17 protein-coding genes are annotated in these 24,146 nt (G+C 49.9%); 10 read left to right on the top strand and 7 right to left on the bottom strand.

Features of this window, described 5'->3' with window-relative positions; all coding sequences use genetic code 11:
- Positions 1-36 precede the first annotated feature (36 nt).
- From ACN0S4_RS06505 to ACN0S4_RS06490, 4 genes are all read left to right on the top strand, one after another.
- Positions 37-3,129 carry an amidohydrolase family protein gene (locus tag ACN0S4_RS06505; protein WP_417656898.1) on the top strand — a complete coding sequence of 1,031 codons (3,093 nt, stop codon included), beginning with the start codon at positions 37-39 and terminating at the stop codon, positions 3,127-3,129.
- On the top strand, positions 3,129-4,421 hold the full coding sequence (locus tag ACN0S4_RS06500) for an amidohydrolase family protein (protein ID WP_417656897.1): 1,293 nt from the start codon (positions 3,129-3,131) through the stop codon (positions 4,419-4,421). Before ACN0S4_RS06505 ends, ACN0S4_RS06500 begins: the two co-directional genes overlap by 1 nt.
- A gap of 154 nt (positions 4,422-4,575) precedes the next feature.
- A complete protein-coding gene (locus tag ACN0S4_RS06495; RefSeq protein ID WP_169929479.1) occupies positions 4,576-4,881 on the top strand; it encodes an STAS domain-containing protein in 306 nt (101 codons plus the stop codon).
- A gap of 20 nt (positions 4,882-4,901) precedes the next feature.
- Positions 4,902-6,554 (top strand): ATP-binding SpoIIE family protein phosphatase, encoded by a 1,653-nt coding sequence (locus tag ACN0S4_RS06490; protein WP_417656896.1) that lies wholly within the window; start codon positions 4,902-4,904, stop codon positions 6,552-6,554.
- An 8-nt stretch (positions 6,555-6,562) separates the two neighbouring features.
- Here ACN0S4_RS06490 and ACN0S4_RS06485 read toward each other — a convergent pair whose 3' ends face one another.
- Positions 6,563-6,904: a translation initiation factor gene (locus tag ACN0S4_RS06485; protein ID WP_417656895.1), complete on the bottom strand. Its 342-nt coding sequence runs from the start codon at positions 6,902-6,904 to the stop codon at positions 6,563-6,565.
- An 80-nt stretch (positions 6,905-6,984) separates the two neighbouring features.
- Between ACN0S4_RS06485 and cysB the strand changes: the two genes are divergently transcribed.
- The gene (cysB, locus tag ACN0S4_RS06480) at positions 6,985-7,959 is read left to right on the top strand and encodes an HTH-type transcriptional regulator CysB (protein ID WP_417656894.1); all 975 of its coding nucleotides are present in this window, start codon (positions 6,985-6,987) and stop codon (positions 7,957-7,959) included.
- A gap of 117 nt (positions 7,960-8,076) precedes the next feature.
- On the opposite strand, the gene ACN0S4_RS06475 is transcribed toward cysB, so the two are convergent.
- The 3 genes from ACN0S4_RS06475 to pabB are packed head-to-tail and all read right to left on the bottom strand — an operon-like array spanning position 8,077 to position 11,398.
- Positions 8,077-9,450: an L-serine ammonia-lyase gene (locus ACN0S4_RS06475; protein WP_417656893.1), complete on the bottom strand. Its 1,374-nt coding sequence runs from the start codon at positions 9,448-9,450 to the stop codon at positions 8,077-8,079.
- A 27-nt stretch (positions 9,451-9,477) separates the two neighbouring features.
- Complete coding sequence (locus tag ACN0S4_RS06470; protein WP_417656892.1) at positions 9,478-10,071, bottom strand: CoA pyrophosphatase; 594 nt, start codon at positions 10,069-10,071, stop codon at positions 9,478-9,480.
- Complete coding sequence (gene pabB / locus ACN0S4_RS06465) at positions 10,058-11,398, bottom strand: aminodeoxychorismate synthase component I (protein ID WP_417656891.1); 1,341 nt, start codon at positions 11,396-11,398, stop codon at positions 10,058-10,060. Before pabB ends, ACN0S4_RS06470 begins: the two co-directional genes overlap by 14 nt.
- Before the next feature lie 155 nt (positions 11,399-11,553).
- Here pabB and ACN0S4_RS06460 point away from each other — a divergent pair, with 155 nt between their 5' ends.
- Entirely contained in the window at positions 11,554-13,065 is a 1,512-nt protein-coding gene (locus ACN0S4_RS06460) for a fumarate hydratase (protein ID WP_417656890.1), read from the top strand.
- Positions 13,007-14,425 carry a DNA recombination protein RmuC gene (rmuC, locus tag ACN0S4_RS06455; RefSeq protein WP_417656889.1) on the top strand — a complete coding sequence of 473 codons (1,419 nt, stop codon included), beginning with the start codon at positions 13,007-13,009 and terminating at the stop codon, positions 14,423-14,425. Before ACN0S4_RS06460 ends, rmuC begins: the two co-directional genes overlap by 59 nt.
- A 38-nt stretch (positions 14,426-14,463) precedes the next feature.
- On the opposite strand, the gene rimO is transcribed toward rmuC, so the two are convergent.
- The 3 genes from rimO to cysZ all read right to left on the bottom strand — a co-directional run bounded on the left by rimO (position 14,464) and on the right by cysZ (position 17,491).
- Positions 14,464-15,822: a 30S ribosomal protein S12 methylthiotransferase RimO gene (gene rimO / locus ACN0S4_RS06450; RefSeq protein ID WP_417656888.1), complete on the bottom strand. Its 1,359-nt coding sequence runs from the start codon at positions 15,820-15,822 to the stop codon at positions 14,464-14,466.
- Between the two features lie 70 nt (positions 15,823-15,892).
- Positions 15,893-16,702: a hypothetical protein gene (locus tag ACN0S4_RS06445; protein WP_417656887.1), complete on the bottom strand. Its 810-nt coding sequence runs from the start codon at positions 16,700-16,702 to the stop codon at positions 15,893-15,895.
- A 33-nt stretch (positions 16,703-16,735) separates the two neighbouring features.
- Positions 16,736-17,491, bottom strand: coding sequence for a sulfate transporter CysZ (gene cysZ, locus ACN0S4_RS06440; RefSeq protein ID WP_417656886.1), 756 nt, complete (start codon positions 17,489-17,491; stop codon positions 16,736-16,738).
- 190 nt (positions 17,492-17,681) lie between these two features.
- Here cysZ and smc point away from each other — a divergent pair, with 190 nt between their 5' ends.
- Genes smc through ligA form a run of 3 tightly spaced genes read left to right on the top strand, consistent with a single transcriptional unit; the run spans position 17,682 to position 24,143 of the window.
- The gene (smc, locus tag ACN0S4_RS06435) at positions 17,682-21,155 is read left to right on the top strand and encodes a chromosome segregation protein SMC (RefSeq protein ID WP_417656885.1); all 3,474 of its coding nucleotides are present in this window, start codon (positions 17,682-17,684) and stop codon (positions 21,153-21,155) included.
- A gap of 51 nt (positions 21,156-21,206) precedes the next feature.
- Complete coding sequence (gene zipA / locus ACN0S4_RS06430) at positions 21,207-22,118, top strand: cell division protein ZipA (protein WP_417656884.1); 912 nt, start codon at positions 21,207-21,209, stop codon at positions 22,116-22,118.
- A 9-nt stretch (positions 22,119-22,127) separates the two neighbouring features.
- Positions 22,128-24,143: an NAD-dependent DNA ligase LigA gene (gene ligA / locus ACN0S4_RS06425; protein WP_417656883.1), complete on the top strand. Its 2,016-nt coding sequence runs from the start codon at positions 22,128-22,130 to the stop codon at positions 24,141-24,143.
- Positions 24,144-24,146: the final 3 nt, after the last annotated feature.

Here is a 24,146-nt window from a genome sequence, read left to right as displayed (position 1 = left end):
GTAGTGCAATACCATACATCGAACAAGGGGAAGCGAATGAAGGCGAGTATTCACCTGAGTAAGGTGACGTTAGCGTTGTTAGCAGCATTACCGATAGCTGCTACCGCATCGCAGACAACACCAATACGAGGACTTCAAGATAATTCATCCACGTTTGTGGCCATTCAAAATGCGACTATTGTGACCGAACCAGGGAAACAACTGGAAAACGCGACCTTAGTAGTTCGCAATGGGAAGATTATCTCAGTCAATAGCAACAACCGCGCACCAGATGGTGCACGCGTGATTGACGCAACCGGTCACACGATTTATCCGGGTTTTATCGACGCTTACAGCAACTATGGTGTCCCCAAGCCTGAACAAGCCGAGCGCCGCTCACGTAACGTTCCCCCTATCTATAACAATAAGCGTGAAGGCGGTAATGCTGCGAATGATGCAATTCATGCTCAGCAAGATTGGTTTCAGTCATTCGCAACCGATAGCAAAGCGGCTACATCCTATATCGAGCAAGGTTTTACAGCCGTTCAAAGTGCGCGGTTAGATGGTATTTTCCAAGGGCAGGCGGTGACAGTCTCGTTGGCCGATAAAATTGCAAATGACGTGATTTATCGCGCTGAAGCCAAACATTTTGGCTCTTTTGACAAAGGCAGTTCCAAACAACAGTACCCATCATCCTTGATGGGTTCGATAGCATTGGTTCGACAGACTTTGGCAGATGCAAACTGGTACGAATCTGCTTATGGTAAAGACGCACACAATGGTCCAGTTGAGTTCAACGCCGCGCTGGCTGAACTAACTGATATCGAGCAACAGGGTATGGTCTTCCGAGTTGAAGACGATAAAACACTGCTCCGTGCGCATGATTTGCTGAGTCAGTTCGAAGTTCCAGTGACCTATGTCGGTTCGAATTACGAGTATGCCCGCATTGATGCTATCAAAGCAGCAAACTCGAAGGTGATTCTACCGTTGAACTTCCCCAGTGCACCTGCTGTGGATGGTATCGATGATGACCTCGACGTTGAGTTGGCCGATTTACGGCATTGGGAACGCGCGCCGGGTAATGCTGCCGCACTTGCTCAAGCAGGTATCGATTTCTCATTTACGATGAACAAGCTCGACAAAGCGGGTGAATTTTGGCCGAACGTTCGCAAAGCCGTCAAACATGGTTTGAGTAAAGATGTTGCTCTTGCTGCACTTACCACAGTACCCGCTGAAATTGCTGGCATTGGTGATAAAGCAGGTAAGATTGCGACCGGTTACATGGCCGACTTTGTGATTGCAGAAGGTGATTTGTTCACCAACGGTGAAATCAAATCGGTATGGTTGCAAGGCGAAGAAGTATCCTTAAAACCACTGACCAAAGCATTGTTCGCTGGTGACTTTGATATCCAAATCGCCAACGAATCTGCGCGTCTAACCGTGAAAGACGGTAAGAACGTCAGTGGTGAATTAGCTGTTGGAGAGCAGTCGAATAAACTTCGAAATGCTTCGCGCACTGATGAAGTACTACAGTTTGTTGTTGATGCTGATTTTGCTGGTGTCAATGGCGCTTGGCGGATGCGTTTAAATCAAGTTGCAGATACCAATTATCGTGGTACTGCGGTTGCACCAGATGGTCGATCAATCGACATAACCGCTACGCGGACGAACACAACTGAAGCAGAGCAGGATAAGTCTGACTCAGAAGCGGTGACTTATGTAAGTCAATTGACCTTTCCAAACGTCGCTTATGGGCAAACAGCCCTGCCAGAGCGGGTCAACCTGCACATCAAAAATGCAACGGTATGGACAGCAGATGAAGCGGGTGTGTTAGAAAACACAGACATACTGGTGCGTGATGGCAATTTCTATCGCATCGGTGAGGATTTGAGTACACCACGCGGCTATGCGGTGATTGATGCGACTGGCATGCATGTGACGCCAGGCATTATTGATGAGCACTCCCACATTGCGATTGATCGTGGTGTGAACGAGGGTTCAGAAGCGTTGACGTCAGAAGTGCGCATCGGTGATGTAGTCAACCCGGATGACATTCACATTTATCGTTCATTGGCAGGTGGTACTACCATGGCGCAATTACTCCATGGTTCAGCAAACCCTGTTGGCGGTCAAGCGCAAGTGATTAAACTGCGTTGGGGTGCAACGGGCGACCAAATGAAGTTTGATGCGGCACCGCCAAGCATCAAATTTGCATTAGGTGAAAACGTGAAGCAGTCGAATTGGGGCACTACCTTCACCACCCGTTACCCGCAAACGCGGATGGGTGTTGAAACCGTGATTCGTGATGGTTTCACTGCAGCACTGGAATACGCAGAACGAAAAGAAGCGTATGACCGGTTGAGTCGCAGTGAAAAAGCGAAGACAGCGCCACCGCGCACTGACTATCGTCTGGATGCACTGCTAGAAATTCTCAACAGCGAGCGATTTGTGCACGCGCATTCTTATGTGCAATCAGAAATCTTAATGTTAATTCGATTGGCAGAAGAGTTTGGCTTCACTCTCACCACGTTCACGCACATTCTCGAGGGTTATAAAGTTGCCACCGAGATGGCTAAACATGGTGCCGGTGGCTCAACGTTTGCTGATTGGTGGGCATACAAGTTCGAAGTGTATGACGCGATTCCACAGAATGCTTGTTTAATGCATGAGAAAGGTGTTCTGACCAGTATCAACTCGGACTCGAATGACCTGCAGCGTCGGTTAAATACCGAAGCGGCGAAAGCAGTACGGTATTGTGGTGTATCTGAGCACGAAGCCTTGCAAATGGTGACACTCAATCCTGCCAAGCAGCTCAAAGTAGACGAGTATGTGGGCAGCATTAAAGAAGGCAAGCATGCAGACTTTGTGGTTTGGAATGCACATCCTTTGAGTGCTTATGCGCAACCTCAGCAAACCTGGATCAATGCACGTAAATACTTTGATCGGGATCGTGATGCGGAATTGCGCGTCGCCTTGGTTGACGAGAAGCAGCAATTGATACAAAAGGTACTCGGAAGCTCGGCGAGCGACCGAAACGGCAGTGGCGGTAGCTACAAGCAACCACAACCGACCTGGCATTGTGATTCAGAGCATGATGTCTGGATGGATGCATTTGCTTTAGACACTCATAATCACGGAGGCCAACACTAATGAAAAACTTAATGAAAGCGGTGTTAGCCGCCAGTGTCATCGGTGCTAGTGTTGCCGCTACCGCGCACGATATGGTTCCTGGTGAGCCGCAACAACAGCCGATCTTGTTGCAAGGTGGTACTTTGTACACCATCACTAATGGCATTCAAGAAGACACTGACTTGCTGTTTGCTGAAGGTAAAATTACTGCCATTGGTCGTGATTTAGCTGCGCCAGAAAATGCTCAGGTTATCGACGTGACTGGCAAGCATATTTATCCTGGCTTAATTGCTTTGGATACCACGCTAGGCTTGGTTGAAATTGGAGCGGTACGCGCCACTGACGACCAAGATGAAGTGGGTAACATTACGCCAGAGGTGAGTGGTCACACGGCTTATAATCCAGACTCTGAAGTGATTCCAACCATTCGCTATAACGGCATTACGCATGCGCAAATTGTGCCGCAAGGCAATTTGATCATGGGACGCTCGAGCTTGTTGCAAACCGATGGCTGGACCTATGAAGATGCTGCTGAAGCGTTGAACGTTGGTGTTCACCTGAGTTGGCCGCGAGCGGGTTTGAATACCGCTTGGTGGGAACGGCGTTCACCAGAAGAACAACGTAAAGCTAATGCGGAAGCGTTGGAAGAGCTCAAGCAGGCATTCATTGATGCACGAGCTTATTACGATGCGAAGCAAGCAGGCGAGCTGAATGGCACGGATTTACGCTGGGAAGCGATGAGTGGTTTGTTTGACGGCTCCAGTACGTTGTTTGTTCATGCCAACGATAAACGTCAAATGGAGCAGGCGATAGACTTCTCCCAAGAGCACGGATTTGAGTTGGTGCTGATGGGTGCTCGCGATGCTTGGCGCATGACTGAGCAATTAGCTGCTGCTGAAGTGCCGGTTGTTTATGGTGCTATGTACGGCTTACCGTCGCGTCACGATGAAGCTTATGACCAAGCCTATGCAACGCCAGCGGCGCTTGCAGATGCTGGGGTGAACTTTGCACTCAGCTATCCTGGTTATTGGGATATTCGTAACTTGGCATTCGCGGCAGGTAACTCGGTTGCTTATGGACTGGACCATGCGACTGCACTTGAGGCGATTACTCTCAAGCCAGCCCAAGTCATGGGTGTTGCTGATAAAGTCGGTTCATTGGAAATCGGAAAACAAGCTTCGATAGTTGTCTCTGAGGGCGATATCTTGAATCATCTCGAACAAGATATTCAACTTATGTTTATCGACGGTCGATTGGTTGATTTGAACAACCGTCATATGCAACTGTATAAGAAGTATCAGCAAAAGCCGTAAGCTGGCCTCGTTAGGGAAAAGCCGAGCCTCTGTGCTCGGCTTTTTTGTGTCAAAATGTGATTTTATGCGACTAATCCTTGTCAAATTCCTTGGCTGTGGCAGTATCAATGCATAGGGACGCTATGATAACAAACTGAAGCGATAAAGGTATCACATGGCTTTACATCGACAGTTCTCCAACGACGGAAAAGAATTGATCATTGCGATCAAAGGGAAGTTCGATTTCAATTTGGTACAAGAGTTTCGACAAGCCTACAACAATATTGGTGAAGAACGCCCCACAGTCATTATCGATTTACGCGAAACCGAGTATCTCGATAGCTCAGCGCTTGGGATGCTATTGAATATGCGGAAATCATTGGGTAATTCTGTGCGTGGTATTCACATTATTAATTGTCGGCCTGAAGTACGTAGTATTCTCGATATTTCACGTTTCGATAAACTATTTACGATTGAGTAAGCAATCAGACGGCAGGGCGTATGCATGTAGTTCATGATCATTCGAAGCTTGCCACTGATGTGCTGCACCAACTCGAACAACTCGATTTCGAGTTTGTCACCGCTGGGTATTCGGAAGCAGTTGCCCGCAACGGTCTGCTCAGTAGCGATATCACTATCTTCATCTATGCGGCGCAAACTCAACTTGCGCCAGCTCTGCGTAAACTCTTTCAACAAGCCCGTGAAGATGACTTTGAAGCGGACATCAATGACTGTTTGATCATTACTGATGATGCGCGTCAACTGGGTCGTTGGAATGATGACCGGCGTAAGTTTTTCGTTGACGTGGTGCTTTGGCCCGAGCCTATCGGTATTTTGAAAACACGAATTCAGTCATTAGAGCATGCCAATAGCTTACGCGCTGAATTAACGCAAACTCGCCATTCTCTCGCATGGCACGCCACCCGTATTGACCGCGAACATCAGTTGGTCGAGCATATTTTCCGTAACGCGCTGAGCCGTAACTATCTCGAGTTTCCTCACATTCGGACCTACCTCACGCCAGTGTCCAAATTTAATGGTGACTTGTGCTTGGTGGCGCCTGGACCGATTGGCAATATCTACGTATTTATGGCTGACTTTACTGGGCATGGACTTGCGCCTGCGACGGGTGCATTGCCGTTGTCACAGGCCTTTTTCGCAATGGCGGATCGTGGCGTTTCGGTTGCCGAAATGGTGACTGAGTTCAATTTCCGTTTGAATCGATTACTGCCTGACGACATGTTTTGCGCTGGTATTTTATTAGAATTGTCGGCCAATGGTGAGCGGGTCACTTTTTGGAATGGTGGTATGCCACCGGCTGTTCTGTTTAGCGATTCCGGTGAAATTATCGACCGCATGCCGGCACAGCATATGGCGCTGGGCGTCTTGGACGACGATGACTTTGACAGTCGTGTCACGACATTTCGCGCGCCGTTAAATAGCAATATTGCGCTCTATACCGACGGTGTTATTGAGCTGTTGGGACACAAGATGGAGTTCTTAGGCAGTGATACGCTGGAGCAATTATTGCAGCGTTTTTCAGCGCCTGCGGACTTCCCGAAGTTGGTGGGTGAGCTCGAGCACTTCCGTGGCACGCAGCCTCTCCATGATGACTTGTCGTTAGCGGTGTTGAGTTGCTGTCCGACTGGACTCGATGAGCTCAAACAGCCCAACGATGACACTGCCATGCCGTTCACACTCACTATTGATTTGACAGCCAATCAATTGCGCGAACTGGATCCGGTGAATCATGTTCTCAATGCTATCGGTACATTGCCGCGGTTGCGTAATCATCGAACCACTATTTACTTGCTGCTTGCGGAAGCCTACAACAATGCTTTGGAGCATGGGTTGTTACGACTCGACTCCTCGATTAAACAAGCGCCAGAAGGCTTTATGAATTACTACCAGTTACGAGCGGAGCGCTTATCGGCATTGGATGAGGGGCAGATTCGTATACACGTAAACTTTATTGCCGAAAAAGGCCTGTTAGAGTTCACCGTAACCGATACCGGCAGTGGTTGGGATACTGAACGCGTGATCAGCTCGAGTCACATGAACCATGGTCGTGGATTAGATTTGTTACGCCAGCTCACCACGCAATTGAAATGGGAACAGAACGGTCGCGAAGTCTACTTTAGCTACCGACTGTAAAGCCCGGATTAACCGCCTGCGAATTTGACCTGATACCCTTGCTCCACGAGCCAAGCTTTGGCTGCTTCTCGTTGATCACCTTGTAACTCAATGGTGCCATCTTTCACTGCTCCACCCACACCACATTTTTTCCGCAGTTGGCTGGCCATATTCTGCACCTCGGCAGCATCTAATTCCAAGTCGAAGAGTACGGTGACCCCTTTCCCTTTGCGTCCTTTCGTTTGCCGTTGAATGCGGATCGGAACGGTCTGTTGTGAGGTGGGATGGGCAGGGGCTGTCGAGCTTTCAGTAGTGGCTGAATCTGATGTTGAAAACCCTAAATTCTTCAACTGATCTTGCAGTGAACTCACGGATTACCTCAAAATGCGATTGGAATAAATAAGCAAGGTGTTATATATTTTTTGCATAAGCAATTCACTACAGGTCGGTTATGAAACTGCAGCAGCTGCGCTACATTGTCGAAGTATTAAATCATAATCTCAATGTTTCGGCGACTGCCGATAGTTTATTCACCTCGCAACCGGGCATATCAAAACAAGTTCGCATGTTGGAAGATGAACTTGGCATCCAAATATTCGGGCGCAGCGGTAAGCACCTCACTCATGTGACGCCTGCTGGCGAAGAAGTGATTCATATCGCTCGCCAAATATTGTCTCAAGTTGACGCTGTGAAAGCGGTTGCCGCAGAACATACGCAACCCGATCAAGGCAAACTTCAAATCGCGACCACGCACACGCAGGCACGTTATGCGTTACCGCCGGTCATCAAGAAGTTTATGGCTCGGTATCCGAAAGTGTCGTTGCATATGCATCAAGGCTCACCTGAGCAAATTAGTGAGGCTGCCGCGAAGGGCAAGGCTGATTTCGCCATTGCGACGGAAGCTCTGCATCTTTATCAAGATTTGATTATGCTGCCGTGCTATCACTGGAATCGCTCGATTATTGCGCCTCGCGACCATGCACTCGGGCAGCAGAGCAAGGTATCTATTCAGGATTTGCGCGAGTTACCGATTATTACCTATGTACATGGGTTTACGGGACGTTCCGAACTCGATCGCGCATTCAATCATGCCGGTATTAAGCCGAATGTGGTGTTTACTGCAACCGATGCTGACGTGATTAAAGCTTACGTACGAATGGGATTAGGTATTGGGGTGGTTGCGTCTATGGCTATCGACCCGCAGCATGACAAAGACTTAGTCGCCATTCCTGCACAACACATTTTCGAACCGAGCACGACCAAGATTGGGTTTCGAAAAGGTACTTTCTTGAGAAACTACATGTATGACTTCATGGAAGCTTTTGCGCCACATTTGACGAAAACCTGCGTCGAGCGCGCGATGCAAACGAAATCTCAGGATGAAATTGATCGCTTGTTCGCAAAAATCGAATTACCAACCCTCTAAAAGACAGTGAACAGTGAACAGTGAACAGTGAACAGTAAATAGTGAATAGTGAATAGTGAACTGTGAATAGATAGTGGAGACACCATCTGTTCACTGTTCACCATTCACTATGTTTTACTAGCATTCGATGATATTGACTGCTAGGCCGCCGCGTGCCGTTTCTTTGTATTTCGACCGCATATCGTTGCCCGTTTCCCACATCGTTTTGATGACTTTATCGAGCGAGACTTTGTGATCACCGCTGCCGCGTAATGCTAAACGAGCGGCATTGATTGCTTTGATTGCACCCATAGCATTGCGCTCGATACAAGGCACTTGAACCAAGCCACCAACGGGGTCACAGGTTAGGCCTAGATTGTGTTCCATGCCGATTTCTGCGGCATTTTCGACGTTGCTGGTGTTTCCGCCCATCAGTTCTGCTAGTGCTCCAGCAGCCATTGAGCAGGCTACCCCAACTTCGCCTTGGCAACCCACTTCGGCACCTGATATGGAAGCATTCTTTTTATATAAAATGCCAATGGCGGCGCTGGTTAGTAAGAAGCGAACGATCGTTTCTTCATCGAGAGGCGTAATAAATCGGTCTGCATATTTCATGACCGCAGGCACAATTCCCGCAGCACCGTTAGTGGGTGCTGTCACGACTCGGCCACCCGCCGCATTTTCTTCATTGACAGCTAGTGCAAATAAATCGACCCAATCCATGACTTGCATGGGGTCAGCCGATTTTTCATTCTTCAGCCGTTGATAGAGAGCCGGGGCACGTCGCCGAACCTTCAACCCGCCGGGTAATATTCCTTCCGTGCGAATGCCGCGGTCAATGCACTCATCCATAGTCTTCCAAATGTGCATCAAGCCATCGCGGATCTCACGTTCAGAACGAAATACTTTTTCGTTGGCCAGCATCAATGAGCTGATCCGGAGTCCATGCTCTTGGCAATGGGCAAGCAGCTCAGCGCAACTATCAAATGGATACGGGATCGGCTTGCTGGATTGTTCGATAGCCTCTTCGAGACTGTCATCAAAGTCGGCATCACGAACAATGAAACCACCGCCAATGGAATAATAGAGGTCTTTGAACAGTACTTCATCACCGCGCAGTAACCGCAGTTCCATGGCATTCGCATGCCGCGGCATCGTCTTCCGACGATGAAAGGTAATGGCGCCTTCGCGCGGAAAATGCACCTCGTGCTGACCGAGTAATTTGAGTTTCTGCTCGCGATCGACCGTGGCAAGAAAATCGTCAACAGTGGTGGTATCGACCGTTTCTGGAGACTCGCCCACGAGGCCAAGCATAACGGCTTTGCCGGTACCGTGGCCTTTTCCTGTTTGCCCGAGCGAACCGAATAATTCCACTTCAATTCCGGTGGCTTGCTCGAGATCGAGCTGCTGCGCTGCTGCGCGCAAGAAATCTGCGGCCGCACGCATGGGGCCTACAGTGTGTGAGCTCGATGGACCGATTCCTACTTTGTAAATATCAAAAACACTAATCATACATTCTCTTATTAGGTCATCCGTTGATTAATTCAATGGCCGCGACCATGGCCGTTGATCAGGGTACACATGATCGGCTAATTCACGAAGCATGCCAGCCGTAGCGCCCCAGATATTGCGTTGCTGATAAGGCATAAAGTATACCTTATCGTACATAAAACGCTGTAGTCGAAAGACGAAATGTTGGCGCTGCTGCAAAATAGTCGCTAGCGGCACGGTAAAAATCTCAGCAACTTCGCGCGGATCAGCGACCAGCGGTTGTCGTGGCGTAACTATAGCGACATAGGGACGGACGATAAAATTGCTGATCACCGGGTAATCATGCAGTTGCCCAACCAGCTCCACATCATCTGGGTGTAAGGCGATTTCTTCGTGTGCTTCGCGCAACGCCGTTTCATATAAATTCGCATCATGTGGTTCTTGGCGCCCGCCAGGGAAACTGATTTGCCCAGCATGATGCCGTAATTGAGCGCTACGTTGCGTGAGGATTACTTGTAATCCGTTTGGTGTCTCCAACAGTGGAATCAGCACCGCTGCTGGGCGTAGCCGCTTTAACGAGGGCCGCGTCACTTGCGGAGCACGGTAGAGCTGAAACCGCCGCAGGAACTCATGACGATGCATGCTGAGCCTCGTCGTCGGTTGGCTTCGGTTCGTGTTGAAGTATCGGTAAAATTTTAGCCACTTTATCGAGTGTCTCTTGGTACTCACTCAAGGCTTCGGAGTCGGCGACGATACCACCACCTGCCCAACAATGAATGCGGTTCGCGCTGGCGACTAAAGTTCGAATAGCGATATTGGTATCGGCGACACCATGCTGCGAAAAATAGCCAAAACTGCCGCAGTAAAAACTGCGTCGGTGCGGCTCGAGTTCTTCGATAATCTCCATGGCGCGAATCTTCGGTGCGCCGGTGATAGAGCCGCCTGGAAAAGCCATACCTAGCAGCTCAATCCCGAGCTTCGCATCGCTCAGTGTACCGGTCACAGTGCTCACCAAATGATGCACCGCGGGGTAGCTCTCAATTGCGAACAATGTGGGCACCTGAACGCTGCCAGGCTCGCACAGACGACTTAAATCATTGCGTAGTAGGTCAACAATCATCACGTTCTCAGCGCGATCTTTTGCCGACTGCGCTAAGGCTTCTGCAAGCGCAGCATCTTCGGTGGCATCGGCTGAGCGAGGTTTAGTCCCTTTAATCGGTTTGGTTTGTACATGACCGTCAGCATCGATTCGCAAAAAGCGCTCTGGTGAAACAGATAAAACGGCACCGTCGGGTAAGCGCAAAAAGCCAGAGAAGGGGGCTCGGTTGCTGTCGCGAAGCTGCTGATACGCATGCCAAGCGTCACCGTCAAAATCTGCAGAAAACCGTTGTGCAAGATTGATTTGGTAACAGTCACCCGCCTGCAAATAGTCCTGAATGCGTTCAAACTTTTCGGTGTAATCGGCCAGTGACATGTTGCTACGCCAATCACTGCGCAAGCGAAAGGCTTGCGACTGTGCTGCATTCGGAGCTAGCCAAAAGCGCTTGAGTTCGGCGAGTTGTGCTTGAGGCGCCACTAACCAGGTTTGCTGGGTCTGTCGGCATCGAATCAGTGCTTGGTGATATACGCCGACCGCAATATCAGGTAAGTCAATGTCGATAGCCGCACACTCTGGGAGACGCTCCAGAGCCCGCCCCGCATCGTAACTGAATGCACCCGCGATACCGCCTTGAAAAGGGATATGCTCTGGACCTTCATAGCGGGGCAGCAGCGCGAGTTCTGCATGTAAGCGCTGCGGCCACTCGGTGCTCTCGGTAAGCCACTTGTGCGGCTGTCTGAAAATGAAGTCAAACTTGGCTTGAGGATGGTCACAGCTATCGAGAAACAATGCGCCGGGTTCATGTGCACAACGGCTAAACAGTTCCGCAAACGGAGTATCGAGTTCAAGCGGTACGGCTTGCAGAATCACGGCGTTCTCCTGTGTAAAACGATCCTAGTGTTGGCATCTCGGGTTGCCACTAAAGTCACGACGCAGCAGCATAGCATAACTGGTCACTTGGGATGCAAAGCGCTATTATAGCGACACTTCAAATTTACACCCTTTAGCTGTCAACAGAGGTTCACATGGCCATTATACGTCAGGCTGACTTTATCGAGAGCATCGCGGACGCGTTGCAATACATTTCTTATTACCACCCGCTGGATTTCGTCCAAGCACTCGAACAAGCCTACCACCGTGAACAGAGCGAGGCAGCCAAGAATGCAATCGCTCAGGTGTTGACCAACTCCAGAATGTCGGCACAGGGTAAACGACCTATTTGTCAGGACACAGGTATCGTGACCTGTTTTGTCAAAGTTGGCATGGATGTGCAATGGGATAAAACCGACATGACGGTGCAGGAAATGGTCGATGAAGGAACCCGTCGCGCATACTTGAATCCAGATAATCCGTTACGTGCTTCGATTGTGTCTGACCCAGCTGGAGCGCGGAAGAATACCGGCGATAACACGCCTGCTGTAGTGCATATCGATATGATTGCGGGCGGGCATGTGGATGTCATGATCGCAGCCAAGGGCGGCGGTTCCGAGAATAAATCCAAGATGGTCATGTTGAATCCGAGTGATTCCATTGCCGACTGGGTGGTAGAAACCATGCCAAAATTGGGCGCTGGTTGGTGCCCACCCGGTATGATTGGCCTCGGTATTGGTGGTACTGCTGAGAAATCTGCAGTGTTAGCGAAAGAGAGCTTGATGGATCCAGTGGATATTCAGGAGCTTCTTGATCGCGGGCCGCAAACAGCCGAAGAGGAACTGCGTTTGGAAATCTATCACCGCGTAAATAAGCTCGGCATCGGCGCTCAAGGTCTGGGCGGCGTCACCACTGTGATGGACGTGAAGATTAAGTCGGTACCGACCCACGCGGCGTCGAAGCCAGTCACCCTGATTCCAAATTGTGCGGCCACTCGCCATGCGCATTTTGTGCTAGACGGAAGTGGTCCAGCTGATCTGCAACCGCCGAAGCTTGAAGACTGGCCTGATATTACCTTCCAGTTGGGTGATGACGCGCGCCGCGTGAATTTAGATGAAGTCAGTCAAGCCGACATCGAAACCTGGAAAACCGGTGAAACAGTTTTGTTATCGGGCAAGTTATTGACCGGCCGTGATGCTGCGCACAAACGCATCAAAGACATGTTGGACAAAGGCGAGTCGCTGCCAGTCGACTTCACGAATAAATTTATTTATTACGTTGGGCCAGTCGACCCGGTCGGTAATGAAGTGGTTGGACCAGCTGGGCCGACAACCGCGACACGAATGGACAAGTTCACCGATATGATGCTCGATAAGACAGGTATTTTGGGCATGATTGGTAAAGCCGAACGTGGACCTGCGACTGTCGAGAGTATCAAGCAACATAAAGCCGTGTATTTGATGGCTGTTGGTGGTGCTGCGTATTTGGTAGCGAAAGCGATTAAGAAGGCCCGCGTAGTGGCCTTTGAGGACTTGGGAATGGAAGCAATTTACGAGTTTGAAGTGGAAGATATGCCGGTCACCGTCGCGGTAGACAGCACGGGTGAAAATGCCCACGAAACCGGGCCTGCCATTTGGCGGGTCAAACTGGCTGAAGCGGATGCTTAGTCTAGAACTCTGGCAATGGTTGAGTGCAGCAGCGGGCGCTTTTGCTCTCGGTGCTGCGTTAATTTGGCTGATTTGGCAACCGCGGTTGCGAGCGCAGCAGCAAGAGGCGCGGCAACAGCAACAGTTTCTGCAAACGCAATTAGACCAAAGCCAAACCACAACCGAGCAGCAACGCGATCAGTATGAGCAACGTCTTGCTCGCACTGAACAGCAACTGCAGCATACACAGCAGCAGCGCAGTGAAGTGCAAGCTGAACTAGCTGCTGTTCGTTCCAAGCTCGAATCAGCGTTGCAACATGCGGAAGAAAAACAAAAGTTGCTTGAAGCCAGTGAAGAACGTTTGAAGAAAGAGTTTGAACGTCTAGCACAGCAAATCTTCGAGCAAAAATCCGAGCGTTTACAGGTCAGTAGCAAGCAAACCTTGGAGGCGACGCTAGCGCCATTCAAGCAGCAACTGGAAACCTTCAAAACGCAGGTAACGCAGCAGTACTCAGATGAAATCAAGCAACGGGCTGCGCTAGCTGAGCAAGTCAACTCGCTCAAAGATTTGAACAAGCAAATGGCTTTAGAGGCAGAAGCGCTCACCAAAGCGTTGAAAGGCGACACGAAGACTCAGGGCAACTGGGGTGAGGTGGTACTGGAGCGAATTCTGACGCAGTCGGGATTACGCGAAGGGCATGAGTATGAAACGCAGACTCATCACCGCGATGATGACGGTAAAGCGTTTAAGCCTGACGTGGTGGTGCATCTACCGAACGATAAAGATGTCGTCATTGATTCCAAAGTTTCACTAGTGGCCTATGAGCGCTATTTTAACAGTGATGTAGATGCTGACCGTGACCAAGCACTCACCGAGCATGTTAATTCATTGCGGAATCACATCAAAGGACTCAGTAAAAAGAACTATCAGCAGCTCGACAGCGTCAGAACGCTCGATTACGTATTGATGTTTATTCCAATTGAGCCCGCATTTTTATTGGCTGTTGATCGTGATCCTGAATTGATTCGCTTAGCGCTTGAACACAACATTATGTTGGTGAGTCCAACCAATTTGTTGGTAGCGTTACGAACGGTCAACAACATTTGGCAATACGAGCATCAAAATCAAAATGCGCAGCGCATCGCCAATGATGCAGCGAAGCTTTACGACAAGTTCGTTGGTTTCATTGAGGATATGCAAAAGATTGGCAATTCTTTGGATACTGTTCGCAAGCATTACGATGGTGCCATGAATAAGTTGTCAGTGGGGCGCGGGAACTTGGTCGGCCGTGTTGAAAACTTCCGGAAGCTTGGCGTGCAATCCAGTAAGAAGCTCGATCAGAAGTTATTGGATGATGATACGAGCGACGATAGCGAATAAAAAAATCCCGGCAACTGCCGGGATTTTTTTGAATCGTATTACTTTGCTACGAGAGAGCCCCAGAGATCATACTCGTCGGCATGCTCAATCAGGACGGTGACTTTGTCGCCTGGTTTGACATTGACCTCGCCATTTAAATAGACCAAGCCATCAATTTCAGGGGCGTCTGCGTAACTACGTCCAATCGCACCTTCAGCATCCACTTCATCAATCAGAACGTCGAGGGTGCGGCCAATTTTAGCCTGCAACCGCTGCGCACTGATTTCTTGTTGAACTTGCATAAAGCGCCCGTAACGCTCTTGCTTCACTGCTTCAGGAACCGGATCAGGTAAGTCATTCGCTTTGGCGCCATCCACATCGGAGTAGGTGAAACAACCGACGCGGTCCAATTGCGCATCGCGCAAGAATTGTAATAACTCTTCAAATTCAGCCTCGGTTTCGCCTGGGAAGCCGACAATAAAGGTACTGCGGATAGTCAAATCTGGACAAATTTCACGCCAGCCGCGGATCCGCTCTAACGTGCGTTCCGCTGAACCAGGGCGCTTCATCAATTTCAAAATACGCTTGTTGGCATGCTGCATTGGAATATCGAGATAGGGCAAGATTTTCCCTGCGGCCATCAACGGGATGACATCGTCCACCGATGGATATGGGTAGACGTAATGTAGGCGAACCCAAATGCCTAATTCACCCAGCGCTTCACACAGCTCAAGCATGCGTGTTTTGACCGGTTTGCCATCCCAAAAGCCTAGTTTATGCTTCACATCGACGCCGTAGGCGCTGGTATCTTGAGAAATGACGAGTAACTCTTTTACGCCTGCATTGGCGAGGCGCTTGGCTTCATCAAGCACATTTCCGATAGGACGGCTCACGAGGTCGCCGCGCATCGACGGGATGATGCAGAACGTACACCGATGATTGCAGCCTTCCGATATTTTCAGATAAGCATAGTGACGTGGCGTGAGTTTGACGCCCGTATCCGGTACGAGATTCTCATAGGGAATAGTTGCGGTCGGCTTCGGCACATATTTATGGACATGTCCCATTACTTCTTCATAAGCATGAGGACCGGTAATGGCTAAAACGTTAGGATGCACTTCACGAATCTCGTCATCTTTGGCGCCTAAGCAACCGGTCACAATCACCTTACCGTTTTCATGGAGTGCTTCACCAATGGCGTCCAGCGATTCTTGTACGGCGCTGTCAATAAAGCCGCACGTGTTCACAATCACCATGTCAGCGTTGGTATAGCTATTGACGATGTCATAACCTTCGGTGCGAAGTTGCGTCAAAATGCGCTCAGAGTCGACAAGATTTTTCGGACACCCCAGGCTCACAAAACCAATTTTTGCGCCGGGTGCCAACTCTGCGGTGGGGGGGAACTGCTCTACACTCATGAAGAAAACCTAACTGATCGATAATGCGCCATATTATAGCGGTTTCAGTAGGTAACCGATAGCGTCTCATTTATTCTTGTAACCAGCGGTAGTAGGCGTCGCGGACGACTGGATCTTCAATAGCAACCGGAATGATTTCATTGATAAGCTCGAGTGCTTGCGTTCCCCAAGCGTTCTTCGAACAACCGACAGCGCCAACAATGGCATCATCTTTATTTTGTTGAATGGGAATAAACACATACTCGTTGCTGGTGGTGCTTTCAATATAATTCTTCATCATCAGGTAATCGATAGTGTAGTCAATACGACCACTGCGCAGCATGAGAAACAAATTATGGGATGATTGCGAACCACCAATCACCGAAAATTGCGGGCTATTAACCAGCTCCTGATCGAGAAAACCTTGTAAGCGTCCGAATTTACGTTCTGGCGGCTGACCGAAACTATAATCTCGACTCAATACTAGTGCTTCAATGTCTAACGGATTGCCGAATTTACTCGTCAATTCCTCTGCTAGCTCAGGGCGCGTAATAATACCGTGTGGAGGGTAGGTATTCGTGGGGTCGGAAAATTGGGCAATGCTTTGGTCGGCAGGTTTCAAGATCATGCAAGGCAGACATACATTCTGATCATTTTGTATCAGTGCCGAAAGTCGTGATGTCGGTAGCTCTTTGATTTCATGTTCCAGATGTGGGCTTGCGTTGATAAATGCTTGCACCAGCGCATCGCAGATGCCTTGATGTTGATGTTCGCCTTCAAGGATATGAAATGGAGGCACATGATTGACGCCCCAGACGATATCCGAGGCGAGCGTAGTCGGTACTCCCGCAAGCAAAAGTGCTCCGCAGATCCATGTGCGAATGTGACGAGAACCGAACATTTGTACTCAATATGTAATTGGTTTGTTGCTAGATTAGAACGTTTTTGGCTGTATTGCTAGGGCTTGATCACGTAAATGATCCACCCACATAGCTGTTGCGCCTGCGACAGCTACTGGAATCATAATTAAATTGATAAGTGGCACTGAGGCGAGAAAGGCGACCAGACAACCAAAACTTAAGCTTTTACCCTTAATCGACCAGAGTTGGTGTCGCATATTTTTAAACGGAATTTTATGGTTATCAATGGGATAATCGGCGTACTGGATGGTCATGACCCAGCCCGCGAACAAGAACCAGAGCACTTGACCAATAATAGGTACAAATAAAAACAGCAGCAGGAAACCTATAAAGCGTGGAAAGAAATACATCAGCTTTTGAAGCTCTCGACCAATAATGCGAGGGATATCACGCACCATGCCTGCCACGCCGCCATCAACCGGGCGCTGACCTGTTAGTTTTTCTTCGACTTTTTCAGCGAGCAAACTGTTAAAGGGTGCTGCAATGATATTGGCAACACTCGTAAAACTCACCGCAAAGAGCACAATAATCGCTAGTACCAAAAACGGCCACATCAAGTAGCGCAACCACTCGAGATAATCGGGCAGCCAACTGAGCACGAGTTCTATCCAGCTTCCGGCATACGAGAACACCGCCCAGATAGCAGCCGCAAATAGCAAGATATTCAGTAGCAGTGGAATAATAGCGTAGCGCCGCACACCGGGCTGAAAGGCTAATTCAAAGCCACGTGCGACATAACTAGGGCCAAAGTTACTGACGGTGCGTTCCATGACGTCCTCTTTATTTTATTCAGATGGGGTCATTATAGGGGGATAGACTTGTTCTCTGCAGTTGAAATTGTAAATATGAGTTACGAGAGCGGTTATGGTCCGGAAACTGACCATCATAGTCTTGTGTTTTTCGTGATTCTCATGAATCCTAACAGCTTCGATAACAACAATAACAACATGGACTTCGTACTTGCGCCTTAAGCACATCAAATTAGTCGGCTTCAAGTCATTCGTCGACCCCACCAAAGTGCCGTTCCCGCACCAGATGACCTGTGTGGTGGGACCGAATGGCTGTGGTAAATCGAATGTCATTGATGCGGTGCGCTGGGTGCTTGGTGAGAGTTCTGCGAAGAATTTGCGCGGCGATGCCATGACCGATGTCATATTTAATGGCTCCAATGCGCGCAAACCCGTTTCGCAAGCCAGCGTCGAACTCGTCTTTGATAACACCAGTGGGCGTATTCAGGGTGAGTACGCCAGTTACGCTGAAATTTCAGTCAAGCGGTTGGTGACGCGTGATGGGCGTTCGGACTATTTTCTCAACAGCAGTAAATGCCGTCGTCGCGACATCACCGACTTATTTTTAGGAACTGGCCTAGGTCCGCGCAGCTACGCGATTATCGAACAGGGCATGATTTCCCGGCTCATTGAATCGAAACCACAAGAATTACGTGTATTTATTGAAGAAGCTGCGGGTATCTCTAAATACAAAGAGCGCCGCAAAGAAACCGAGAGTCGCATCCAACACACTCGTGACAATCTCGATAGATTGACGGATGTTCGTGATGAACTAGGCGCCCAACTCGATAAGCTGCAACGCCAAGCCGCTGCCGCCCAGCGCTACAAAGAACTCAAAGCTCAAGAACGCACCTATCGAGCAGAACTCCAAGCTTTGCGCTGGTTGGTTATTGAGAATCAAGCAGAGTCGATTCGCCGACAAATTCAAACTGATGAAACTGAGCTCGAAAAATGGTTGGCGGAACAGCGCGGTAGTGAACGCGGTACCACCGAATTGCGGGAACAAACAGCAGATGCCAAGCAACGTTTAGATGCCGTACAACAACAGTTTTATCAGCTCGGTAATGATGTCACCCGCACGGAGCACCAACTGCAGAGTTTACGCGGACAATTGCAGCAACGTGAGCAACGCAAGCGTGAGTTAAGCGACGAGCTTGAACGACTTGATGAAACCTATCAGCGTGACGTGGAAGCTGAAGTTCAGTTGCAACTGACTATCGATGAACTCACGCCGCAGCATGAAGAGGCGCAGGCACAGCACGAACAAGCACAGACTGAGTTTGAGGCGCTCGACGAGCGCTACGAAGCGCAACAAGACGCGCATCAACAATTCTTGGAGCAGCAGCAACGGCGGCGTGAAACGGAACAGAATCTCAAGTTACAAATCGAGCGAGCCGAGCACCAGCAAGCCCGATGTCTGGAAGCTATTACGCAATTAAAGCAAGAGTTGGAAGCCTCGCAACGTGAATTAAATGAACTCGACGCCGCCGAGTTACAGGAGCAATTGAGCAGTCTCGAGGCGTCGTTGCACGAGCGGCAACAACAACTCGGTGCCGTTCAAACCGACAAGCGGCAGGCACAGGAGCACAGTGAAAATCTGCAGACCGCTATTGCTGAACGTCACACAGAACAACAACAACTGGGTGGTCGACAGAGTTCTCTACAAACACTACTTGAGGCCGCGAGCGCAAGTCATTGGCCAGAAAGGGTCAAAGCTTGGTTAGATGCACAAAAGGTCACCGCCCGCGGGCAAGTGCGTGATCACATGCAAGTGACGGAAGCCTGGCAACTAGCTATTGAGCAGCTCACCGGCGCGTGGCTTGATGCTTGGATTGTCGAAGAGCGTCTGCAGCAATGGCCGGAGGAACTGGGCGCACGCGTGGTTGTGCTTGGAACCGACAGCGAGCCACGGCAAGGCAGTTTAGCCGCTGAATGTCAGGGGCTGCTGACGCGTTGGGAGTGGCTACAAAATATCGCCGCAGCGTCGTCAGCTGAGGCTGCACAACAATGTCTTGCCGATGGCTGGCTTGCGGCGATGACGCCGACCGGACAATTGTGGTCCGCGGCTGGTTATCGTGCTGCCAGTATTGAGGCTGCTGATAGTCAACTGTTGCAGCAGCAGGAACTGACCAGTATTGAGGCGCGATTGAATGCGATCAGCAGCGAACTCAAACAGCTGCAAGATGAGCGTCAGCAGCAAGAGAGTTTGCTTGAGCAACTCGATCAACAACTGCAAACGGAACGGGATGCTATTAATGAGCTGCAGGCTCAGCGGGCGACGTGGCAGGATAAGTTGGCGTGGCAACACGAGCAGCAACAGCGCATACAAAGCAAAATTGCGCAGTGGCATGAGCGTATAGAAGCGCAGCAACAAGAGGCAGAGGAATCTGCGTTGACCGCAGCTGTTGCGAGCGAAGAATTAGCGCAATATTTAGAACACGATGAGGCTGTGCAGGACGATGCGGATTGGCAGCAACAACGCCATGAGTTACAGCAGCAGCGGCAAGCATTACGCGACCGGTTGCAACAACGGCAGCAGCAAGCGCAACAACTTGCCATGCAATTGCAACAAGCACTATTGCAGCTGCAACAGATGGCGACACTGTTAGAACGAAGTAAACAGCATAGCGCCCAAACTCAAGAACAGTTACAACTGCTGCAAGAGCCTGCTAGCGAGCAACAAGAAGAGCTCGAGATGCTGGCGCTGCAATTGGAAGAGTTATTGCAGCAGCGCGAAGGCGTGGATGAACAACGGCGTGATATTGCTAATGAAGTGAGTACACTCGAGCAACAATTACGTGAAGTTAGTTCTGGCGCGCAAGGGGTTGAGGCGCATATTGAGAAAGCGCGGCAGAAGGTTCAAAGTAGCCAGTTAGAGCTGGTTGCATTACAAGAGCGCAGCCGCAATGTGCTCGCGGTCTTACAAGAAATGAATCAGCCATTGAAACCGATCCTCGAGCAACTTGCTGAAGATGCTAATGAAAAACAATGGCAAGCGGAAGTAGAACGACTGCAGGCGGCAATCCAGCGGCTTGGTGCTATCAACCTTGCCGCGATTGATGAAGCGGAAACGTTGGCAGAGCGAAAAAGTTATTTAGATCAGCAACATGATGATTTATCGTCGTCATTGGATACGTTAGAAACGGCCATACGGAAAATTGATAAAGAGACACGGCAGCGCTTCCGGACGACGTTTGATGCGGTGAACGCTGGCTTGCAGGAGTTGTTTCCGAAGGTCTTCGGCGGTGGTACGGCCTATTTGGCGTTAACCGATGATGATCTGCTGGAAACTGGGGTGACTATTATGGCGCGGCCACCGGGTAAGAAAAATAGCACAATTCATTTGCTTTCCGGTGGTGAAAAGGCGCTAACAGCTTTATCATTGGTGTTTGCAATCTTTCGTCTGAATCCAGCACCGTTTTGTTTATTGGATGAGGTAGACGCGCCGCTCGACGATGCTAACGTGGGTCGTTTTTGTCGATTGGTTGAAGAAATGTCAGAAACCGTCCAGTTTATTTACATCAGCCATAACAAAATCGCGATGGAAATGGCGTCGCATTTAGCTGGTGTTACCATGCAAGAACCTGGTGTATCGAGATTGGTTGCGGTTGATATTGAGGCCGCAGTAGCCATGACAGAAGCTTGAGTGTGAACGATCAACTTGTAACCGAAATGATAACAACGAAGAGAGCGTTACATGAGTAATATGCAGATTGTGTTTACGGTCATAGGTTTAATACTAATTCTTGCCATCATTGGCCATGGCATGTGGACCATTCGCAAAAATGAACGGCGTGATTCTGACCGTGCTGCTGCTCTGGAACGCAAACGTCAATCAGCTGATGGATTTGATGATGACGGCATTGGTGCCGTGCGTGTCATTAAACGCACTGAGAGCCAGCCTAAACCTGCCGCTAAATCTGCTCCCGAGCCCCTTTCAGAGCCGAAGCCAGCGGCTGAACCTGCGCCACAACCTCAAGCAGAGCTGCCATCGGAAAGTCCAGCAGTCGAGTCCACTGAAACTGGAGCAGCACCGGTGCGAGCGCAGGAAGACGTGGTTGAGCCACCATCCATGCGGGCAACTGATGATCTGCCCGAATCAATTCCTTCGATGACAGCAGAACCCAGCCAAGCGCAAATGGATTTAAAGGTTGAGCGTAAGCCGGACGAAAAAATTCTCACCGAAGAGCCTGAAGAAGTAATTGTTTTGCATGTGACAGGCAATTTCGAAGGCGCCATTTTGCTGCAACAGATGACTGAACTCGGCTTCAAATACGGTGATTTTGATATTTTCCATCGTCATGTTGATACCGCAGGCAATGGTCCCGTGCTCTTTAGCTTGGCGAATATGTTCAATCCGGGTACGTTTGATATCGACCATATGGAAACCTTCCAAACCGACGGGATTGCCCTGTTCTTAGCATTACCGATTAAGGGCGACTCGAAGCAGGCGTTTACCATGATGCACAATGCTGCGGTAAAATTGGCTGCGGCCGTCGACAAGGGCCAAGTTTTGGATGAACACCGCAACCCGTTGACGCGGCAGTCGGTGCAACACATTCATCAGCGTATTCGTGAATTTGAGCGTAAACGTCTCATTAGACAATAACGGCATTCCATGACTCAGAAAGCACCTGCACAGCGCATGCAAGAATTGATGGCGCTGCTAACCAAGTATAACCGTGAATACTACGAACTCGATGAACCCAGCGTTCCTGACGCAGAGTACGATCGCCTGTTTCGCGAACTGCAACAACTCGAAAGTGATTTTCCAGAACTCGCAACGGCTGAGTCTCCGACGCAAAAAGTAGGCTCGCAAGCACTCGCGGAATTTCAGCAAGTTCGCCACGAAATGCCCATGTTGAGCTTGGACAATGCGTTTGAGCTGGAAGAGTTTCAGGCGTTTGCAAATCGTGTTGCCGAACGATTGGATCGGCAAGACGCTATTGCTTATTGTTGCGAGCCCAAATTGGACGGTGCTGCAGTTAGTATTCTCTACGAAAACGGGAAACTGGTTCAGGCGGCGACCCGAGGTGATGGGCAAACCGGTGAAGACATTACCGAGAACGTCAAAACTATCCGTAATTTACCCCTGCAATTGAGTGGAGACTTCCCTGAACGCGTTGAAGTACGTGGTGAAGTATTCATGCCGGTGCAGGCATTTGAAAAATATAATGCACAAGCGTTGGAGCGCGGTGACAAGGTATTCGCAAATCCGCGCAATGCTGCTGCCGGAAGCTTACGGCAATTAGATTCGCGGATATCTGCGCAACGCCCGCTGCATTTCTATGCCTATAGTATGGGTGTGGTGAGCAACAACGTAGAGCTTGATACGACGCATTTTGGCCGCTTACAACAGTTGGAGAGCTGGGGCCTACCCATTAGTGGTGAAGTCAGGCGGGTTGACGATGCTGAGGGTTGTCGAGATTACTACACTGATATTTTGGCGCGGCGCGCTGACTTGCGTTACGAAATTGATGGCGTGGTGATAAAAGTAGACTCCATTGCCTTACAGCAGGATTTAGGCTTTGTTTCACGTGCGCCGCGTTGGGCGATCGCATGGAAGTTTCCAGCGCAAGAAGAGCTCACAGTTATTCGTGGCGTCGATTTTCAGGTCGGCAGAACTGGTGCTATTACACCCGTCGCTCGCCTCGAGCCGGTTGCTGTGGGTGGTGTGACGGTATCCAATGCAACGTTGCATAATGCCGATGAAATAGCGCGGCTGGATATTCGTATCAACGACGTGGTAATTATTCGTCGGGCTGGCGATGTGATTCCGCAAGTTGTTGCCGTGGTGCACGAGCGGCGTCCTGAGCGGACAGAAGCGATTGAGTTTCCAACAGTCTGCCCGGTGTGCCAGTCGCATGTCGAACGAGCCGAAGGTGAGGCGGTAGCGCGTTGCACGGGTGGCCTCATTTGTGCGGCGCAACGGAAAGAAGCATTGAAACACTTCGCATCGCGTAAAGCGCTCGATATTGATGGGCTAGGCGATAAGCTTATTGAACAACTGGTGGATCTGGAATGGTTGCAGTCACCCGCTGATTTATTCCGTCTACAGGCACGCCAGCTAGCGCAATTGCCGCGGATGGGTGAGAAATCAGCAACGAACATTGTCGCTGCCATCGAGAAGAGCAAAGCTACTTCGTTGCCGCGGTTTCTCTTTGCGCTGGGTATTCGCGAAGTAGGCGAGGCCACAGCCGCGAATCTGGCGAGTCATTTCGCCGAGTTATCGAAACTCCAAGCGGCGTCGCAAGAAGAACTCGAAGAAGTAGCGGATGTCGGTAAGGTGGTGGCCAGTCATATTTACCAGTTCTTCCGTGAGCCACACAATCAAACAGTGATCGAAGAATTACTCGAACAAGGTGTGCAATGGCCCGCTGTTGAGCAACTGGCTGCGAGCGAAGCGACTCTGAGCGGTAATACCTACGTATTAACAGGCACTCTCACCCAAATGACGCGAGATGAAGCGAAGCAAGCATTGCAAGCGCGTGGCGCAAAAGTAGCGGGCAGTGTATCGGCAAAGACTACAGCAGTTATTGCAGGCGATAATGCGGGTTCGAAGCTGACGAAGGCAGAGCAACTCGGCGTGCCTGTGTTAAGCGAAGCCGAGTTACTCGAGTTACTACAGAGCTAATGT

The organism is Pseudidiomarina aestuarii, assembly GCF_048263735.1.
Classification (GTDB): domain Bacteria; phylum Pseudomonadota; class Gammaproteobacteria; order Enterobacterales; family Alteromonadaceae; genus Pseudidiomarina; species Pseudidiomarina aestuarii_B.
The sequence above is the reverse complement of the archived record's forward strand: the minus strand, read 5'-3'. Positions and strand labels throughout refer to the sequence as shown.

Bases quoted from the DNA above. Each gene is read 5' to 3' on its own strand.
- ligA (WP_417656883.1), top strand. From the start codon at position 22,128: ATGACTCAGAAAGCACCTGCACAGCGCATGCAAGAATTGATGGCGCTG.
- ACN0S4_RS06445 (WP_417656887.1), bottom strand. From the start codon at position 16,702: ATGTTCGGTTCTCGTCACATTCGCACATGGATCTGCGGAGCACTTTTG.
- ACN0S4_RS06475 (WP_417656893.1), bottom strand. From the start codon at position 9,450: ATGATTAGTGTTTTTGATATTTACAAAGTAGGAATCGGTCCATCGAGC.
- zipA (WP_417656884.1), top strand. From the start codon at position 21,207: ATGAGTAATATGCAGATTGTGTTTACGGTCATAGGTTTAATACTAATT.
- ACN0S4_RS06490 (WP_417656896.1), top strand. From the start codon at position 4,902: ATGCATGTAGTTCATGATCATTCGAAGCTTGCCACTGATGTGCTGCAC.
- cysZ (WP_417656886.1), bottom strand. From the start codon at position 17,491: ATGGAACGCACCGTCAGTAACTTTGGCCCTAGTTATGTCGCACGTGGC.
- ACN0S4_RS06500 (WP_417656897.1), top strand. From the start codon at position 3,129: ATGAAAAACTTAATGAAAGCGGTGTTAGCCGCCAGTGTCATCGGTGCT.
- ACN0S4_RS06460 (WP_417656890.1), top strand. From the start codon at position 11,554: ATGGCCATTATACGTCAGGCTGACTTTATCGAGAGCATCGCGGACGCG.
- ACN0S4_RS06505 (WP_417656898.1), top strand. From the start codon at position 37: ATGAAGGCGAGTATTCACCTGAGTAAGGTGACGTTAGCGTTGTTAGCA.
- rimO (WP_417656888.1), bottom strand. From the start codon at position 15,822: ATGAGTGTAGAGCAGTTCCCCCCCACCGCAGAGTTGGCACCCGGCGCA.
- ACN0S4_RS06470 (WP_417656892.1), bottom strand. From the start codon at position 10,071: ATGCATCGTCATGAGTTCCTGCGGCGGTTTCAGCTCTACCGTGCTCCG.
- cysB (WP_417656894.1), top strand. From the start codon at position 6,985: ATGAAACTGCAGCAGCTGCGCTACATTGTCGAAGTATTAAATCATAAT.
- ACN0S4_RS06495 (WP_169929479.1), top strand. From the start codon at position 4,576: ATGGCTTTACATCGACAGTTCTCCAACGACGGAAAAGAATTGATCATT.
- rmuC (WP_417656889.1), top strand. From the start codon at position 13,007: ATGCCCACGAAACCGGGCCTGCCATTTGGCGGGTCAAACTGGCTGAAG.